This is a genomic window from Massilia hydrophila (genome assembly GCF_020208145.1).
GTDB classification, from domain to species: Bacteria; Pseudomonadota; Gammaproteobacteria; order Burkholderiales; family Burkholderiaceae_D; genus Telluria; species Telluria hydrophila.
Genome location: NZ_JAHYBX010000007.1, coordinates 126,431 through 141,926 on the forward strand (window position 1 = coordinate 126,431; position 15,496 = coordinate 141,926).

7 protein-coding genes are annotated in these 15,496 nt (G+C 64.7%); 4 read left to right on the top strand and 3 right to left on the bottom strand.

The window, feature by feature from the left end:
- Positions 1–50 precede the first annotated feature (50 nt).
- The 4 genes from glnE to map all read left to right on the top strand — a co-directional run bounded on the left by glnE (position 51) and on the right by map (position 10,128).
- Positions 51–2,825, top strand: a complete 2,775-nt coding sequence (gene glnE / locus LE190_RS16435) for a bifunctional [glutamate--ammonia ligase]-adenylyl-L-tyrosine phosphorylase/[glutamate--ammonia-ligase] adenylyltransferase (RefSeq protein ID WP_225239714.1) — start codon at positions 51–53, stop codon at positions 2,823–2,825.
- 311 nt (positions 2,826–3,136) lie between these two features.
- Positions 3,137–6,040, top strand: a complete 2,904-nt coding sequence (locus LE190_RS16440; protein ID WP_225239715.1) for a TonB-dependent receptor plug domain-containing protein — start codon at positions 3,137–3,139, stop codon at positions 6,038–6,040.
- A gap of 346 nt (positions 6,041–6,386) precedes the next feature.
- Entirely contained in the window at positions 6,387–9,233 is a 2,847-nt protein-coding gene (locus LE190_RS16445) for a TonB-dependent receptor domain-containing protein (RefSeq protein WP_225239716.1), read from the top strand.
- Between the two features lie 130 nt (positions 9,234–9,363).
- On the top strand, positions 9,364–10,128 hold the full coding sequence (gene map / locus LE190_RS16450) for a type I methionyl aminopeptidase (RefSeq protein WP_225239717.1): 765 nt from the start codon (positions 9,364–9,366) through the stop codon (positions 10,126–10,128).
- A gap of 9 nt (positions 10,129–10,137) precedes the next feature.
- Here map and LE190_RS16455 read toward each other — a convergent pair whose 3' ends face one another.
- From LE190_RS16455 to gap, 3 genes are all read right to left on the bottom strand, one after another.
- Entirely contained in the window at positions 10,138–10,944 is an 807-nt protein-coding gene (locus tag LE190_RS16455) for a hypothetical protein (protein WP_225239718.1), read from the bottom strand.
- 261 nt (positions 10,945–11,205) lie between these two features.
- Entirely contained in the window at positions 11,206–14,097 is a 2,892-nt protein-coding gene (locus LE190_RS16460; protein WP_225239719.1) for a TonB-dependent receptor domain-containing protein, read from the bottom strand.
- A gap of 344 nt (positions 14,098–14,441) precedes the next feature.
- Positions 14,442–15,452, bottom strand: a complete 1,011-nt coding sequence (gene gap / locus LE190_RS16465) for a type I glyceraldehyde-3-phosphate dehydrogenase (RefSeq protein WP_225239720.1) — start codon at positions 15,450–15,452, stop codon at positions 14,442–14,444.
- Positions 15,453–15,496: the final 44 nt, after the last annotated feature.

Here is a 15,496-nt window from a genome sequence, read left to right on the forward strand (position 1 = left end):
TCTACCGCACGAATGCCTGCCGGACGGCAAAACTCACCCGGACCGACACCATGCCTCTTCCTTCCCCGGCCGCCTCCGCGCCTGCCTCCACCGGACCGGCGAGCGCCTCCCGTTTCCTGCAGCGCTGGCTCGGCGCCGATCCGGCGCGCCAGGCACGGCTCGACGAGCTGTCCCGATTATCGCTGGCCGATGCCGACTTCGGCGCCTTGTTGGCGCGCGAGCAGGCCGGCGCCGCGGGCGCTGCCCTGCCCCTGCCGCGCGCCATGCGGCGCCTGCGCAACCTGCTGGTCTGCGCCCTCGTCCGGCGCGACCTGGAAGGCCGGGCCAGCCTGGACGAAGTGGTGACCGCCATGACCCGCTTCGCCGACTTCGCCATCCAGACCCACTGCGCCGCCCTCACCGAGGAGTTGCGCGCCGCGCACGGCATCCCGACCGGCGAGGAGTCGGGCCGCCCCCAGGAACTGATCGTGCTGTCCATGGGCAAGGGCGGCGGGGGCGAACTCAACGTATCGTCCGACATCGACCTGATCTTCGTCTATCCCGAGGACGGCGATACCGCGGCCGGCCCCGGCCAGCGCCAGCTGTCGAACCACGAGTTCTTCGTGCGCCTCGGCCGGCGCCTGAACGCCGCCCTGTCGGAAATCATCGAGGACGGCTTCACCTTCCGCGTCGACATGGCGCTGCGCCCGAACGGCAACTCCGGGCCGCTCGCGGCCAGCCTCAACATGGTCGAGGAGTACCTCATTGTGCAGGGCCGGGAATGGGAGCGCTATGCCTGGGTCAAGGCGCGCGCCGTTACCGGCGATCCGCAGGACATCGCGGCGCTGGAAGCGATCGTGCGGCCCTTCGTGTTCCGGCGCTACCTCGACTTCGGGGTGATCGATGCGATCCGCAACATGCATGCCCAGATCCGGGCCGAGGTGAAGCGCCAGGAGCGGCTGCATCCGGAACGCAGCCACAACGTCAAGCTGGGGCGCGGCGGGATCCGCGAGATCGAGTTCCTGGCCCAGGTGTTCCAGCTGATCCGCGGCGGGCGCGACCCGGCCCTGCGCAACCGCTCGACCCGCGCCACCCTGCGCCTGCTGGCCGAGCGCGAACTGCTGCCCGAGGACACGGTGATGCGCCTGCTGGAAGCCTACACCTTCCTGCGCAACCTGGAACACCGCCTGCAATACCTGGACGATGCCCAGACCCATACCCTGCCCGCCAGCGAGGACGACCGGCTGACGGTGGCGCACATGATGGGCTTGCCGGACACCGCGACCCTGCTGGCCCGGCTGGAAGCGCAGCGCGCCTTCGTCGCCGCCCAGTTCGACGCCATCTTCGCCGACAAGACCGAGCCGGCCGCTCCGCAGGCGCCGACCCTGGCCGACGACCCGGAAAACCACGAAGCCATCGCGGCCCGCCTGGCCGAACTCGGCTATGACGATCCGCCCGGCGCCGCCGCCCGCCTGGTGGCCACCCTGCAGGGGCCGCGCCTGGCCAGCCTGCCCGACGCCAGCCGTGCCCGCCTGCTGGCGCTGGGCGACGCCGCGCTCGGCCAGATCGCCACCGTGGTGCGCGAAGCCGGGGTCGGCAGCCACACCGCCACGCTCGGGCGCCTGCTCGATTTTTTCGAAGCGATCGCGCGCCGCTCGGCCTACCTGTCGCTGTTGACCGAATACCCGCACACCCTGGAACGGGTAATCCGCATGATGAACGCCAGCGGCTGGGCCGCCCTGTTCCTGACCCAGCACCCGCTCCTGCTCGACGAACTGCTGGACGACCGCAACGAGAACGCCGGCAGTCCGCAGCAGCTCGCCCAGCTGGCCGCCAGCGTCGACGAGCAGCTGGAGGCGGCGGCCGGCGACACCGAGCGCCAGCTCGACATCCTGCGCGAAGCCCACCACGCCCAGCTGTTCCGCCTGCTGGCCCTTGACCTGGCCGGCGAACTCTCGGTCGAGCGCCTGGCCGACCACCTGTCGCTGCTGGCCGACACCATCGTCGGCGCCACCGTGCGCCACGCCTGGCGCACGGTGGCCAGCCGCCACATCGAGGAGCCGCGCTTCGCCGTCATCGCCTACGGCAAGCTGGGCGGCAAGGAACTCGGCTACGTGTCCGACCTCGACGTCATCTTCCTGTTCGACGACGAGGACGAGATGGCACCGTCCAACTACGCCAAGCTGGCCCAGCGCTTCATCACGTGGAACACGGCGCACACGGCGGCCGGGATCCTGTTCGACATTGATACCGCGCTGCGCCCGGATGGCGCCAGCGGCATGCTGGTGTCCACCGTGGCCGCCTTCGAGCGCTACCAGCACGCGTCGGCCTGGATCTGGGAACACCAGGCCCTGACCCGCGCCCGCTTCTGCGCCGGCGACGCCGCCATCGGCGCGCGTTTCGAACGCATCCGCGAGGCCGTGCTGCGCAAGGACCGCAGCGGCCAGGAACAGCAGCTCAAGATTGAAGTCTGCGCGATGCGCCGGCGCATGCGCGAGGCCAACGTGCATCCCGGCCCCCTGTTCGACCTCAAGCAGGACGAAGGCGGCATGATCGATATCGAGTTCATCGTCCAGTACCTGGTGCTGCGCCATGCGGCGGCGTATCCGCAGCTGACGGCGAATGCCGGCAACATCGCCCTGCTGCGCCTGGCGGGCGAACTCGGCCTGATCGACCCCGACCTGGGCGCGGCCGTGGCCGACGCCTACCGCGCCATGCGCCGCCTGCAGCACCAGGTGCGCCTGCAGGGACAGGAAAAGGCGCGCGTCGATCCGCAGCTGCTGGGCGAACACCCGGCCCAGGTGCGGCGCCTGTGGGAAGCCTGCCTCGGCCCTTCACTGCCCTGAAAAACCGACTTCCGGTTACGCGCACCCGTACGGTGCGCCGCCCCGTTTCCATGCGCAGTGGTCCGCCTATGCACGCTTTTCCGGCATGCACATGTTATTGACTTTTCAGTCAGAGATTTCCATCCCACAATTGTTGTTTTTTGAACAGATTTGCCGGGTGGCTATATTGACCCCGGCCAAGATCCGATGCTCTGATAGGAATGTGTATGCATTCCAGCAAGCTGCTAACCAGCGGTAAGCCAAGCTCACACGGCTCGTCATTCTTAAAACAGAAACGCGGCTTCTTTCGGAGCCGCAAAGATGGAGAACACATGCAACAACGAACCAAGATCGCGGTGGCTGTCGCCGTCGCCCTCCAGTCGATGATGTCCATTGCGCAGGCTCAAGAGGCCCCACAGCGCGTCGAGATCACCGGCTCGCGCATTCGCCAGGTCGACCTGGAAACCGCGCAGCCCGTGCAGGTCGTGACCCAGGAACAGATCCAGAAAAGTGGCCTGGTGACGGTCGGCGACATCGTCAACCAGCTGTCCTCGGTCGGTACGCCTGCGTTCAGCCGTGGCTCGGTGCTGACCTCGAACCGCGAACAGGGCGGCCAGTACATCAACATGCGCAACCTGGGTGCGCAGCGCCTGCTGGTGCTGGTCAACGGCAAGCGCTGGACCGCCTCGGCGGCCGGCTTCACCGACATGTCGACCGTCCCGTCGGCACTGATCGAGCGCATCGACGTGCTGAAGGACGGCGCCTCGTCGATCTACGGTTCGGACGCGATTGCCGGCGTGGTCAACATCATCCTGAAGAAGAGCATGCAGGGCGGCAGCGCCAGCGCCTACGTGGGCGAGAACCAGCTGGGCGACGGCAGGAACCGGGACTTCTCGGTCACCTACGGTGCCGGCGACGACAAGGCCAGCATGCTGTTCGGCATCACCCACACCCAGCAGGGCGAAGTCTGGGCCAAGTCTCGTCCGCTCACCGCGTTCACCAACGGCTGGGCCCACTACAACGCCGGCTTCGGCGGCGGACCATGGGGCCGCATCACCCCGGTGGCCGCCAACGGCGGTTCGAACACCACCGCGTCCGCCGGCGGCTTCAACCGCATCATCAACCACACCGGTACCTTCGACGGCGTGGGCACCAGCGCGGATTCGCGTAATCCGAACAACTACCACGCCTACACCGGCGCCGACGCCGACGTGTTCAACTCGACCCAGCAGATGCACCTGCTGTCGCCGAACAAGCTGACTTCGATCTTCACCAAGGGCGAACTGGAGCTGCCGTATGGCATGCGCCTGACCACCACCGGCATGTATGCGGTGCGCGACTCGAGCCGCGCGGTCGCCGGCTATCCGCTGTCCTCGACCTCCCAGTCCAAATATCCGGTCTACATCGACAAGGACAACTGGTACAACCCGTACGGCAACGCCGTGGCCGGCGCCGGCAAGGGCATCGACCTGTTCTTCGCCCGCCGCACCATCGAAGTGCCGCGCGTGACCGACAACACCAACCGCACCCTGCACCTCGACGCCGCCCTCGAAGGCGACTTCGAAATCCGTAGCCTGCCGTGGAACTGGTCGGTCGCCTACAACTACAACAAGGTCGAAGGCAGCAACACCAGCTTCGGCAACCTGAACCTGCTGAACCTGAAAAAGGCCCTCGGCCCGTCCTTCCGCAACGCCTCGGGCGTAGTCCAGTGCGGCACCGCGACCAGCCCGATCCCGTTGGCGGAATGCGTGCCTTGGGACGTCCTCGGCGGTCCGTCGACCTCGACCCCGGAAGCCCTGAAATACGTGATGTCGGTTGGTCAGGGTACCTATGGCTCGACCATCAGCAATGCCAACGCCGACCTGAGCGGTGAAATCTTCATGCTGCCGGCCGGCGCGGTCGGCCTGGCCGGCGGCCTCGAATACCGCACCGTGCGCGGCGTCGACCGTCCGGGCCAGTTCGAGCAGTCGGGTTACTCGACCGACCTGGCCGGCGGCACGACCATCGGCCGCTTCACCGTGCGCGAAGCCTACCTGGAAACCACCATTCCGCTGCTCAAGGGCGTGACGATGGCGGAGCTGCTGAGCCTGAACCTGGCCTCGCGCTACTCGGACTACTCGAACTTCGGCTCGACCACGAACAGCAAGGCGAGCCTGATGTGGAAGCCGATCAAGGACATGCTGGTGCGCGGCACCTGGGCCGAGGGCTTCCGCGCTCCGACCGTGAGCGACTCCTTCGGCGGCGGCTCGCAGTCCTTCGACAACTACCTGGACGCCTGTGACAGCCTGCATGGCGCCGCAGCGACGGATACGGCCGTCAAGGCGCGCTGCACCGCCGCCGGCGTGCCGGTCAACTTCCGCCAGGTCAACCAGGCGGGCACCCCGGTCCCGGCCGGCGGCGCCCAGACCCCGACGCCGTTCCAGAGCGGTGCCGGCGCCTCCAACCTGACCCCGGAAACCGCCGTCACCCGGACCGCCGGCTTCGTCTACAACCCGTCCTTCGTGCCGGGCCTGACGGTCGGCCTGGACTGGTTCAAGATCCGCATCAACAACCGCATCACCGGCATCACCGCCCCGTTCGTGATCAACCAGTGCTATGTGCAGGGCGTGACCAGCTTCTGCGATGCGATCAAGCGTGATCCGCTCACCGGCCAGATCGTCATGCTGACCCGCGGCAACGGCAACCTGGGCGCCATGGAGACCGAAGGCTACGACCTGAGCCTGGGCTACCGCATGCGTCGTACCGCCTATGGCCAGTTCGCCTTCCGCACGGAATCCACCTATGTGGATTCCTGGCGCCTGAAGAGCAGCAACACCGCCAACTGGGTTGAGTACGCTGGCGAATTCGACATCTTCAAGTGGAAGTCGAACGTCGCGTTTGACTGGAGCATGGGCAACTGGAGCGCGACGCTGTCGAACCGCTTCTACGGCAGCCAGAAGAACCGCTGCTGGGCCGTCTCCCCGACCCCGGTCGAGTGCTCGAACCCGACCGGCAAGGCCACCTGGGGCACCGGCTACAACAAGCACAAGGAAATGTGGTACAGCGACCTGTCGATCGGCTATGCCCTGCCGTGGAACGCGAAGCTGCTGGTGGGCGCGAACAACCTCTTCAAGCGCGGCCCGATCACCAACTACAGCGCCGGCAGCGCCGCCGGTGGCCCGAACGCCTCGGGTACGACCAATCCGGAACTGCCACTCGACCGCTTCTTCTACGTGCGCTACAACCAGAACTTCTGATTCTGGCATTAGCTAGAACTAGTCGATTCCACGCAATTTAATTGCGTCTAAAGCCCGCCTGGCGCAAGTCGGCGGGCTTTTTTTCATTGGAACGAGTCATATGCAGACGTCAATTGTTAAATTGTATTTGCAAAGTAAATACACATAATTGCAACAATTGTGTATTTACTAAAGTTGATCCAGTTGACACTCGTGCCGCGACGGTGCTCTTATTGCTGACTTGAAAGTAATTCCAGTTATGAGATTAACTACTTTCAGGTGGTCTTCATCGACCTTCCCGCTGGCCGCGCCCCCAAGGACGGCCGCGTTTTCACATTAGGAGTTTTGCAACATGATGGAAACAATCTTGTCCCGGTCGGTCCGCGCGATCTGCCTGGGCGGCATGACCCTCAGCATGGGCGCCGCATTCGCCCAGGACGCAGCCCAGCCGCTGCAGCGCGTCGAAGTGACCGGTTCGCGTATCCGCCAGGTCGACCTGGAAACGGCCCAGCCGATCCAGATCATGACCCAGGAACAGATCCAGAAGACCGGCCTGATCACTGTCGGCGACGTCCTGAACCAGCTGTCCTCGGCCGGTTCGCCGGACTTCAGCAAGGGTGGCTCGCTGACTTCGAACCGTGAGAATGGCGGCCAGTACATCAACCTGCGCAACCTGGGCTCGAACCGCCTACTGGTGCTGGTGGACGGCAAGCGTTGGACCCAGTCGGTGGACGGCTTCACCGACATGTCGACCGTGCCGGCTTCCATGATCGACCGCATCGAAGTGCTGAAGGACGGCGCCTCGTCGATCTATGGTTCGGACGCGATCGCGGGCGTGGTCAACATCATCCTGAAGAAGCGCATCGACGGCGGCAACCTGAGCGTCTACGTCGGCCAGAATTCCGAAGGCGACGGCAAGAGCAAGGACTTCTCGCTGACCATGGGCGCCAATAGCGACAAGGTCTCGCTGATGTTCGGCCTGTCGCATACCGAGCAGGGCGTGGTGTGGGCCAACAAGCGCCCGGTCACCGGCTTCCCGCGCGGTCCGAAGTATCCGACCGAAGGCTTCGGTGCCGGCCCATGGGGCGAGATCCTGCCGCTCGACTTCTCCTGGGACAAGGTGCTGAACCACACCGGCGGCGCCCTGGGCGACGGCACCGGCGCCGATTCGCGCAACCCGGCCAACTACCACGACTGGGACGGCCGTCCGGAAGACAACTTCAACAGCGCGTCGCAGATGATGTTCGCGATGCCGACCAAGCTCGACACGCTGTTCACCAAGGGCACCGTCGAACTGCCCTACAACATGACCTTCACCACGACGGCCATGTACTCGCAGCGCAAGAGCGTGTCGCAGGTCGCGGGCTATCCGCTGCAGAGCGAATCGCAGCCGGACTTCCCGGTCTACATCGACAAGGATAACTGGTACAACCCGTACGGCAACTGGGTGCAGGGTGCAGGCAACGGCCAGGACCTGTACTTCATCCGCCGCACGATCGAGCAGCCGCGCGTGACCGAGAACCAGAACCGCACCCTGCACATCGACGCGACCCTGGCCGGCGAATTCGAACTCCGTTCGCTGCCATGGAACTGGAGCGTGGGCTATAACCACAGCGCCCTGCGCGGCTCGCTGCTGGGCACCGGCAACGTCAACCTGCTGAACCTCAAGAAGGCCCTTGGCCCATCGTTCCGCAACGCTTCGGGCGTGGTCCAGTGCGGCACCCCGGATTCCCCGATCGCCCTGGCCGAGTGCCGTCCATGGGATATCCTGGGCGGCCCGTCCGCCTCCAACCCGGAAGTGATCAAGTACGTCATGGCTACCGGCCAGGCGACCTACGGCTCGACCATCAACAGCGCCACCGCCGACATCGCCGGTGAAGTGTTCACCCTGCCGGCCGGCGCAATCGGCATCGCAGCCGGTGTCGAGCGTCGCGAAGTGCGCGGCTACGACCTGCCGGGCCAGTTCGAGCAGTCCGGTTACTCGACCGACCTGGCCGGCAACCCGACCCGTGGCCGCTATACGGTGAGGGAAGCCTACGCCGAGCTCAACGTCCCGCTGCTCAAGGGCGTGCCCTTCGCCGACCTGCTGAGCGTCAACCTGGCCACCCGCCACTCCGACTACAGCAACTTCGGTGTGACCAACAACAGCAAGGCCAGCTTCATGTGGAAGCCGATCAAGGACCTGCTGATCCGCGGCACCTGGGCTGAAGGCTTCCGTGCACCGTCGGTGGGCGACACCTTCGGCGGCGGCCAGCAGACCTTCGACGATTACCTCGACCCGTGCGATTCGCTGTACGGCCAGACCAGCGACCCGACCGTGGCGCAGCGCTGCGCGGCCGCGGGCGCCGGCGCCGGCTTCCGCCAGGAATCGCAGACCGGACCGATCACCAGCGCCGCTGGCGACCAGAGCCCCTACCCGTTCATGGCGGGCGCGGGCAATGCGGCCCTGACCCCGGAAACCGCGATCACCAAGACCGCCGGCTTCGTCTACAGCCCGTCCTACGTGCCGGGCCTGACCGTGGGCCTCGACTGGTTCAACGTGAAGATCACCAACCAGATCACCGAGATCACCGCGACCGACGTGGCGGAGTACTGCTACGTGCAAGGCCTGGCACCGTACTGCTCGGTGATCAAGCGTGATCCGCTCAGCGGCCAGATCATCTCGCTGGCCCGCGGCAACGCCAACATCGGCGCACTGGAAACCGAGGGACTGGACCTGTCGATCGGCTACCGCCTGCCGCGTACCCAGTACGGCCAGTTCGGCATCCGTTCGGAGACCGCCTACGTCGACAAGCTGCGCGACCAGGCGACCGCCGGCGCCGACTGGACCAACTACGAAGGCCAGTACTTCTACAACCGCGTCAAGTCGAACCTGTCGCTGGACTGGAGCATGGGCAACTGGAGCGCCACCTGGACCTCGCGCTACCATAGCGGCGTGAAGGACCGCTGCTACAAGGTCAACGCCGAAGAGTGCTCGAACATCGGCGGCGAAGCCAGCTGGGGCAAGAACTACAACAAGCTGGGCAGCGTGACCTACACCGACCTGAGCGTGGGCTACAAGACCGCGTGGAACGGCCAGGTCATGGTCGGCGTCAACAACCTGTTCGACAAGTCGCCGCGCCTGATCACCACCTCGGCCGCGTCGTCGTCGCGCGTGGATGCGGACTACCCGATCGACCGCTTCTTCTACGTGCGCTACAACCAGTCGTTCTGATGAACGGGCCCGCCCGGGCCTGAGCTGAAGGACCACGATGCCCGCCGGGTTCGCCCGGCGGGCATTTTTCATTGGGCGCGGGTATCATGCTCGCTTGGCGTCCCGTCCGGACGCAATACAGAAGAACACCATGGCAATCAAAATCAAGAACGACAGGGACATCGCGAAGATGCGCGTGTCCGGCCGCCTCGCCGCCGAGGTCCTCGCGATGATCAAGGAGCACGTTGTGCCCGGCGTCTCGACCGAGGAACTCGACCGCCGCTGCAACGAATACATCCGCAAGGTACAGAAGGCTACGCCGGCCAACGTCGGCTACCACGGCTTTCCGAAGACCCTTTGCACCTCGGTCAACGGCGTGGTCTGCCACGGCATCCCGAGCGAGAAGGAGATCCTGAAAGACGGCGACATCGTCAACATCGACGTCACCGTGATCAAGGATGGCTGGCACGGCGACACCAGCCGCATGTACTTCGTCGGCGAGCCCTCGCCTGAAGCGAGGAAGCTGGTCGACACCACCTACAGCGCCATGATGGCCGGCATCCGCCAGGTCAGGCCGGGCGCGCGCCTGGGCGACGTCGGCCACGCGATCCAGAAGCTGGCCGAAGGCGCCGGCTACTCGGTGGTGCGAGAATACTGCGGCCACGGCATCGGGCGCGTCTACCACGAAGACCCGCAGGTGCTGCACTACGGGCGGCCAAACACCGGCCTGCTGCTCAAGGAAGGCATGACCTTCACGGTCGAGCCCATGATCAACCTGGGCGGCGCCGACGTCGACCAGCTGGAGGACGGCTGGACCGTGGTGACGAGCGACGGCTCGCTGTCGGCCCAGTGGGAACACATGGTGGCCGTGACCAAGAACGGCGTCGAGATCCTGACGCCCTGGCCGGACGCCTGAGGCCGCGTTTTACTCGACGTCGCCGACCAGCTCGAGCTTGAACCCCATGCCGGCCGCGAGCGCGCGCATGGCGCGCTGGTCGGCCGGATAGGGATAGGCGCCGATGCCGCGCACGCCGTAGCGCTCGAGCGTCTCCCGGCTCGGGAAGTACACGGTCGTGTCCAGTCCGTTCCCGATGGTGAACTCGAATTTCCGGCGGCGCTGCATGCAATCGGCCAGCGCGCGTTTCGCCGCCTTTTCCACTGCGAAGGTGCGCAGCTTGCCGGCACAGTCGAGGCTGTATACAGGGGTCGGCGACACCCGTGCAGCCAGTTTGCCGGCACCGCCGAACAGCGCCGTGTCGACCCCGAGCGGGCCGAACAGCGCAGCCTGCCGTTCGTAATTGCGCGACATCATCTCGAACAGCCCGCGCGTCTCCGGTGCCAGGTTCTCCAACCTGATATGGCGGGTGTCCGGTATGCCTCCGTGAAAGCCAAGCACCGCGCCCTCGTTCAGGGCCTTGCTGCGAGCCGGCACGAATACGTAGTTGGCGCAGGACGAGAAGCAGTAGCGGTTGACCACTACCTCAACCTCGGCCCCGGCCAGCCGCTCCGCGATGCGCATGCCGGCTTCCGCATCGCCCCCTTCCGAATCGATCACGATACGGCGTCCGCCGCCGTCGACGAAGGCGATGATGCGATCGGCGCTGCGGGCATCGATGGCGCCCATGATGCGCAGGCTGTCTCCATCCCCACCGTCGGCCTGCGCCGCCGGCAGTGCCGTCGCCAGCAGCAGGGCCAGTGCGCCTCGGCCCAGGCCGGTCCGCCATGCGTTCATGTCTTGTTTTCCGCTGCTTTCACCGATCTGCGAGTGTAGCGCCCTGCGCGGCGGCAACACTCACGCATTGTCGCAGGAACAGAAAAAAACCCGACAGAGGCCGAATGCCGCTTACTTCAGGGTTGCTGCGTCAATCGTAGCGCACGCTTTCGGGGGTCACTGTTCGGATCAGGCCTGACCGCGCTCTGTTTGTCGTCCTCCTGCCGCGCGCAGGCATAAAAAAACCCGGCCGAAGCCGGGTTTTTGCTAGGCGCGCTGCGCTTAGAAGTTGTACTTCGCCGAGATCGAGAAGTAACGGCCGTACGGGTTGTGCAGGCCCGAGTTGTAGCCGGTGCCACCGATTGCGCCGTAACGCGGATCGTACGGTGCAGCTTCGTCAAACAGGTTCTGGATGTTCAGGGTCAGAGCCAGGTTCTTGATGCCGGTGTAGGTGTAACCCACGCCGACACGGACCCATTCCTTGACCGAGCAATCCGGGAACGCTGCCAGGTAGCCAGGGATGGCTGCGCTGGCGCTCGGGAAGTTGGCCGTGGTGGTGCTGTTCACGGCCGGCGCGTAGTGGCAGAACGCCATCGGATAGGTGGTTTCGCCGTCAAACTTGCGACGCAGCGAGACCGGGCCGGTGTAGTTCACGTTGGCGCTGAACGCGTGGGCGCCGCGGGTCAGCGATGCCGACATGTTGGTCTTCCAGCGCGGGATATCCAGGCCGCTCGACAGGTTCCAGTCGATCAGACCGGCGTTGTAGCCAGCCAGGTTGTGCTCGACGTCGCCTTCGTGCTGCGCCAGGTAGTAACCGTGGGTGTAGGTCGAGGTCAGCTTGGCGCTGAAGTTACCCATCGAGCCCAGGTTCTTGCGGAAGGCCACGTCGATGTCGACGCCGCGGGTTTCCATTGCACCCTGGTTGGTCCATGGCAGGCGGACGGCCAGCAGCGGACCGGTACCCGGGATCGGGTTGCCCTGCGCGTCACGCAGCAGGTTGTCCGGGTTGGTGTCGCGCACGACCAGGTCCGGGTTCTTGTCTTCGTTACGCAGGGCTTCGAATTCCGAACCCAGGGCCACTTCGTCGATCTTGCGGATCTTGAAGAAGTCCAGGCCGAAGTCCCAGTTGGTGGTCGGCGAGAACAGGATGCCGAACGAGTAGGACTTCGAGGTTTCCGGACGCAGGTCCGGGTTCGCGCCACCGGTGCCCGATGCCGACTTGTTGCAGTCCGCTTCGGTTGCGCCTGGTTTCGGGGTGCGCTCGTCGGCTTCGCAACGACGCGGGTCATGCAGGCCCGAGACGAAGAACTGGGCGCCGCCCGGGGTCACCTGCGACAGTGCCGGAGCACGGAAGCCTTCGGCATAGGTACCGCGGAATGCCAGGGTCTTGGTTGCGTTCCACTTGGCGCCGACCTTCGGCACGAAGTTGGTCTTCATGCCTTCGTACTTGTCCCAGCGGCCAGCCCAGTCCATCTCGAAGTTCTTGAAGAACGGGGTGCGGAACTCGACGAAGCCCGACTTGACGTCACGCTCGCCGTCGATGATGGTGTTGGCCAGGCCGTAGATGTTACCGGCTGCCAGTTCGGCGTCCGGGGTCATCTTCAGCGATTCGCGGCGGAACTCGGCGCCGACTGCCACGCCAACTTGACCGCCCGGCAGGTTGCCGAAGGTGGTTGATGCCTTGGCATCGACGTGGGCGATCTTCGAACGGTCGTCGCTGCGGGTGCTGCGGAACAGGGTCGGGTCAGCTGCCACCTGGGCGATGGTCGCGCCCTGGTTGATCTTGCGCAGGGTCGGCAGGTACAGGCGGCCGTTGTAGCCGTCTTCCTTGCGTGCCTCGTTGTACAGGAAGGCGGTTTCCCAATCCCAGTTGAAGTGCGAGCCCGACAGGCCGGTCAGGAAGCGGCCGGTCTGGTTGATGGTCTCGGTGCCGTTCGGCGCGTTCTCGAAGCGGTAGGCGAACGAAGCGCGTGCGTTCGGGAACGGGTTGTCCGGGTGGCCGATCGGCAGAATGGTCTGGTACGACGGAGCGACGCCGCCCGAGGTGAAGTTGGTCACCGGGGTGGTGCTGATCCCGATCGGGGCCGCGGTGTAGCGGCGCTCGGTGCGGGCATAGGCCACTTCGGCGAAGGCGCGCACGTTGTCGCTGATCTTCAGGACGCCGCGGCTCAGGAAGCTGCCGTCTTCGCCGTCACTGGTACCTTCCAGGTACGGCGCGGTGTCGAAGTTACAGAAGGTGCGGCCGAAGAACACGCTGGTGGTGGCGAAGCCCATCGCGGCGTTGCCGACGATCTGGCGGTCTGCCGGGCAGTCGGTCAGCGGGGTGCGCAGACGATCGGCGGCGTTGGCCTGGGTCGCGGTGAACTGGCCCGAACCCGGGGTGGTTTCGCGGTAGATCAGCGGTGCGCGCGAGATGTTGCTGCCGTAGTTGGTGGCATAGCGGTTCTGCAGGCGCTTGTATTCGTCGAACTTGATGTCGGTGACGTCCTTGCGCAGGGTACGGTCGCGCTTCGACAGGTCAGCCGTGAAGAACACGTTGAAGCCGTCGGTCTCGACATCGCCCAGGCCGGTGAAGAAGGTCACGCCCTTGCGTGCGAATTCGCCATCATCGTTGGCGCTCATGCGGGCGCTGATTTCCGAGCCGCGGAACGAGGACTTGGTGATGAAGTTGATGACGCCGCCGATCGCGTCGGAGCCGTAGACTGCCGATGCGCCGTCCTTCAGGATCTCGACGCGCTCGAGCGCGTTGATCGGGATCTGGTTCAGGTCATACAGGGTCGAATTGCCGTTGTTCGGGTCGGCATAGGCCGACGGCGCCATGCGGCGGCCGTTCAGCAGGATCAGGGTCGAGGTCGACGACAGGCCACGCAGCGACGCGGTCGAGACGCCGCGCGAGAAGCCGCCGTCGTTCGTGTCGATGTTGTTGTCGGTACCCATCGACGGCACCAGGCGGATCAGCTCGGTGACGGTGGCTGCGCCGGACTCGCGGATTTCCTTGGCGGTAATGGTCTGGATTGGCTGGGTGCCTTCCTTGTCCGTACGCTTCAGGTTCGAGCCCGTCACATAGACGGTGGCCGGCGCTTCCGAAGCGGAATTTTGCGCCAGGGCGAACGGTGCGGCGCCAACTGCCAGGGCAACTGCGACGACACTGTGTTTCAAGAGTGGTTTATTCACGTTTTCTCGTCCCTACGATTTTTAATATTTCTCAATGCAAACCATATGCACTTGGTGCATACAGAGGATTAGTCTCGCAGGAACTTGCAACAAAGAAAACGATTTTCTTAAGGAATCGTGAAAAAAACTTGATATCTGTTGTTTTTCCTCAACGCAGAATATTCTTCTGCATAAAGTGCATATAACTATACGAAAAATGCCCCTTTCGGGGCATTTTGGCAAACTTCTGTATGTACGAAAAGACGTCCGGGTAAGCGCGGCCGATGCGCCTGCCGCCTGGCAGGCGTCACCGGAAACGGCCGCTCCTCAGGCCGTATCGCGCCCTCGTGGGCGCTACACCGAACTTACTTGGCGTTCATCAGGGCAACGGTGGTGTCCAGCATGCGGTTCGAGAAGCCCCACTCGTTGTCGTACCACGAACTGACCTTCACCAGGCGGCCCGAGACTTTAGTCAGGGTGGCGTCGAAGTTCGACGAAGCCGGGTTGTGGTTGAAGTCCACCGAGACCAGCGGGTCGGTGTTGTAGGTCAGGATGCCTTTCAGGGCGCCTTCCGACGCGGCCTTCATGATCCCGTTGACTTCATCGACCGTGGTGTCGCGCTTGGCGATGAAGGACAGGTCGACGATCGACACGTTGATGGTCGGCACGCGGATCGCGAAACCGTCCAGCTTGCCGTTCAGCTCGGGCAGCACCAGGCCGACCGCGGCGGCGGCGCCGGTCTTGGTCGGGATCATCGACTGGGTGGCCGAACGGGCGCGGCGCAGGTCTTCGTGCATCACGTCGGTCAGTACCTGGTCGTTGGTGTAGGCGTGCACGGTGGTCATCAGGCCGGTTTCCAGGCCGATGGCGTCGTGCAGCGGCTTGACCAGCGGGGCCAGGCAGTTGGTGGTGCAGGAAGCGTTCGAGATCACGGTGTCGGTGCTCTTCAATACATCCTGGTTGACGCCGTAGACGATGGTGGCGTCGACGTCCTTGCCGCCCGGTGCCGAGATGATGACTTTCTTGGCGCCGCCCTTCAGGTGGGCCGAAGCCTTCTCCTTGGTGGTGAAGAAACCGGTGCACTCGAGCACCACGTCCACCCCCAGTTCGCCCCACGGGATCTCGGCCGGGTTACGCTGAGCGAACACGCGAATCTTGTCGCCGTTGACGATCATGTTGTCGCCCTCGACCGTCACAGTGCCCGGAAACTTGCCGTGCGCGGTGTCGTAGCGGGTCAGGTGGGCGTTCGATTCGGCGTTGCCGAGGTCGTTGATCGCCACGATCTGGATGTCTTGTTTCTTGCCGCCTTCGTAGAAGGCGCGCAGGATGTTGCGGCCGATGCGGCCATAACCGTTGATTGCAACTTTGATCGTCATTGCTTAGCTCCTGATTAGAAAAAAACTTTTTTCATGCCGCGAAT

Bases quoted from the DNA above. Each gene is read 5' to 3' on its own strand.
- gap (WP_225239720.1), bottom strand. From the start codon at position 15,452: ATGACGATCAAAGTTGCAATCAACGGTTATGGCCGCATCGGCCGCAAC.
- glnE (WP_225239714.1), top strand. From the start codon at position 51: ATGCCTCTTCCTTCCCCGGCCGCCTCCGCGCCTGCCTCCACCGGACCG.
- LE190_RS16455 (WP_225239718.1), bottom strand. From the start codon at position 10,944: ATGAACGCATGGCGGACCGGCCTGGGCCGAGGCGCACTGGCCCTGCTG.
- map (WP_225239717.1), top strand. From the start codon at position 9,364: ATGGCAATCAAAATCAAGAACGACAGGGACATCGCGAAGATGCGCGTG.
- LE190_RS16440 (WP_225239715.1), top strand. From the start codon at position 3,137: ATGCAACAACGAACCAAGATCGCGGTGGCTGTCGCCGTCGCCCTCCAG.